General features: G+C 73.8%; 1 protein-coding gene. It reads right to left on the reverse strand.

Annotated elements, in window-relative coordinates; all coding sequences use genetic code 11:
- Positions 1-2: 2 nt before the first annotated feature.
- Positions 3-2,104, reverse strand: a 2,102-nt coding sequence (locus EYA84_RS31040) for a tetratricopeptide repeat protein (protein WP_131057753.1), incomplete at its 5' end; no start/stop codon positions are given.

The raw sequence follows: 2,104 nt of genomic DNA on the forward strand, positions 1-2,104 counted from the left end.
GGTCAGGCCGACCGGGCCGGCGCGGCGGTCAACCGCGCCCGGACCTGCGCGGCGTCCGCGTGGTCGAGTTGCTCCAGGATCTCCAGCGCCCCACACCAGGCGGTACGGGCCAAGTCCGGCTCGCCGGCCGCGCGGTGACTGTCGCCCAGGTGGGTCAACGTGGTCGCCTCGAAGTAGCGTTCCGCCGACTCCCGCCACAGCATCAGCGCCTGGTGATAGCACCGGATCGCCTGCGGCTGCCGGTCCAGCCGGTAGTGCACGAAGCCGAGGCTGTCCCAGGTGTGCGCCTGCCAGTACCGGTTGCCGACCTGCTGTTGCAGCGCCAACGCCTGCTGGCAGTGCGCCAACGCCTGCGGGTATTCGCCGAGCTGGCTGTGGTACCAGCCGATGTTGTTCAGCGCGTTGGCCCGGCCGCCGACGTTTCCCGCCCCGATGAACAGCTCCAGCGCCCGCCGGGCCTGGTCGAGGGCGTCCCGCAACCGTCCCTGACGTTCAGCAAGGATGCCGAGGTTCAGATGCACCCGGGCGCTGCCGACGGCGTCACCGAGACCGGCGTAGAGCGCCAACGAGGTGTCCAGGTGGGACCGGGCCTGCTCGTGGTCCTCCCGCCGTAGGCAGGCCACGGCCCGGTTACGGTGGGCGCGGGCCTGGCCGTCCCGGTCGTCCACCCGTGCTGCGGCGGCCAACGCCACCTCCTGCACGACCAGTTGCTCCGGCCAGGCGCCGATGCGGTCGAGATAGGTGTTCAGGGTCCAGGCGAGCTGCCAGGCGTGCGTGTCGAAGCGGGCCTGTGCGGCGAGAGCGACGAGCGTGAGCAGCACCCGATGTTCCCGGACGAGCCAGTGCCACGCCTCGGCACGGTCGGCGGGCGGATCGACCACCGCCCCGACGCGTGCCGGGACGAGGTCGATCGGGTCACGATGGTCGTACAGGAGCAGCGCGGCGGCGTACGCGGTGTGCAGGTAGTGGTCGAGGAGACGGCCGAGGGCCTCCCGGCGTACCGGATCGGGGTCGTGTGTGGCCGCCTGCTCGGCCGCGTAGGCGCGCAACAGGTCGTGCAGGACGTACCGGCCGGGCCGTGCTTCGGCGACCAGGTTCGCCTCGACGAGGGCCGCCAGTGCCCGTCCCGCCTGCGCGGCGGGCACGCCGGTGAGACTGGCCAGCGCCGCGACGGTGGCCTCCGGCCCGGGGTGCAGCCCCAGCAGGCGGAACGCCCACGCCGTGGTCGCGTCGAGACTCCGGTACGACCAGGAGAAGACCGCCCGGATGTCGAGCGTCCGGTCGCCGCCGGTGAATCCGTCGAGGCGCCCCGGCTCGGTCAGCTCGTCGGCGAGGCGACCGAGGCTGAGCCCGGTCCGGGTGGCGGCCCGTCCCGCCACGATGGCCAACGCGAGCGGCAGTCCGGTCGCCGCGCCGACGATCCGCGCCGCCGCCTGCGGCTCGCCGGACACACGCTGCGCACCGAGCCGCGCGGCGAGCAGCTCGTACGCCTCCGGCGGCGTCAGCGGTGCGAGGACGAACGGTTGGGCGGCCTCGATGCCCACCAGTCCCGGCAGTTGGTTGCGGCTGGTCACCAGCACCAGGCACCCGGGCGAGTTGGGCAGCAGGGGACGCACCTGCGCGGCGTCCCGGGCGTTGTCGAGCAGCACGAGCACCTGCCGGTCGGCCAGCAGGCTGCGGAACAGTCCGGAGCGGCCGGACAGTCCCGCCGGGATCCGCGGCGCGGACACGCCGCACGCCTCCAGGAACTCCCGCAGCACCTCCGCCGGTTCCGGTACCGGCCCGTCCGGGTCGAACCCGCGCAGGTCGACGTAGAGCTGTCCGTCGGGAAAGCGGTCGGCGACCCGATGTGCCCAGTGCAGTGCCAGCGCGGTCTTGCCGACGCCGGCCGTACCGCTGATCAGCGCGACCGGAACGGTGCCCGGCGCGCCGTGCTGGCGTGCCAGCAACATCGCCAGCCCGGCGAGCACCGTACGCCGTCCCACGAACACGGGTACGGCCGCCGGAAGCTGCCGGGGTGTCACCGGCGGCGTCACGTGCGGGGCGGTGTCCTCAGCACGCCGGGCGAGCTGCGCGTGGGCGGCGGCCCGGAGCCGGTCCCTGT

Origin of the sequence: Verrucosispora sp. SN26_14.1 (assembly GCF_004307965.1) — a bacterium.
In the GTDB taxonomy this organism is placed as follows: domain Bacteria; phylum Actinomycetota; class Actinomycetes; order Mycobacteriales; family Micromonosporaceae; genus Micromonospora.